Source organism: Idiomarina xiamenensis 10-D-4 (assembly GCF_000299895.1).
GTDB classification, from domain to species: Bacteria; Pseudomonadota; Gammaproteobacteria; order Enterobacterales; family Alteromonadaceae; genus Idiomarina; species Idiomarina xiamenensis.
Genome location: NZ_AMRG01000051.1, coordinates 1 through 1,193, shown reverse-complemented (window position 1 = coordinate 1,193; position 1,193 = coordinate 1). Strand labels below are relative to the sequence as shown.

Below are 1,193 nucleotides of genomic sequence, written 5' to 3'. Positions count from 1 at the left end.
TCTCGCGGTGACATCATTTTTAATCCGCTGTGCGGATGGTAATTGTTGTAATTTTCGAACCATTCAGCGAGCTTGGTTAATACCGTAGCTGCATCAGGGCGGTCATTCAGATATACATAATCTCGTTTAAAAGTTTTCACAAACGCTTCAGCCATACCATTGCTTTGCGGGCTGCGGACCGGTGTCGTGCCAACCTTAAAGCCTAGTGATTTGGCGAACTGCCGTGTTTCATCGGCAATATAACAACTGCCATTGTCTGTAAGCCATTCGATCGCGTGAGGCAGCTCCTGAACGTTACCGAAGCGTTGTTCGATGCTTTCAACCAGAACATCCTGAACCATGTCTGCGCGGAGCCCCGTGGTTGTTGCGACGTAGCTCATGATTTCACGGTCACAGCAGTCCAGGCTAAATACCACACGCACTTTTTCTTTGTTCCAGCATGTAATTTCAAAGCCGTCTGAACACCAGCGTGTGTTTGGGTGCAGCGTAATCACCTGACCGTCATGAGCGCGGTGCTCACCCACACGCCCGGTATGCTTACGTAGCAGCAAGTTATTTTGCCGCATCATGCGATACACGCGCTTCGGATTCACTCGAGCAATAGCATGCTGCTGATTTCTCAGCTCTCGGTTTAAATGCGCGGTAATACGCCGATAACCATTGCTACCTCGGTCGCTGCAGATGTCTTCAATTAACGGCAACAAAAATGCATCATCAGCCTTGCTGTAGCGTGCTGAGCGACCTTTTGGGCGCGCATACAAGCGTTGATATAAGTTTGAACGCGACACACCAAGAATCGTAGCTACTCGGAGGACAGGGAACCGTCCGGTGGCAGCAATGGCATGCGCGATATAAACTTTTTTGACTGGGCTATCTCCAGCGCCTCTTTTAGGATCTCCGTTTCCATGGTTTTACGACCAAGCAACTGCTCGAGCTGCTTAACCTTCTTTTGAAGCGCTTTATGGTCTGCGGCACTGACGACCTCGTCACCAGATTGAATTGCAGACACATGCCACCATCTTGCATGAGCTTTTTCCACTTAAACAATAAACTCGGGGTTATGCCGTTCTGCCTGGCCACCAGTGACACCGAATACCCCGGCTGCATGGTCATGGCAACAAACTTGGCTTTCTCCTGCGGAGTATAACCGCCAGTAAAAATTTCAATGCGCTCCATAGACACTCCTTAAAGAT

General features: G+C 49.5%; 1 pseudogene. It reads right to left on the bottom strand.

The window, feature by feature from the left end:
• Positions 1-1,176: pseudogene (locus A10D4_RS13355) on the bottom strand (IS3 family transposase); the annotation flags it as partial.
• Between the last annotated feature and the right edge of the window lie 17 nt (positions 1,177-1,193).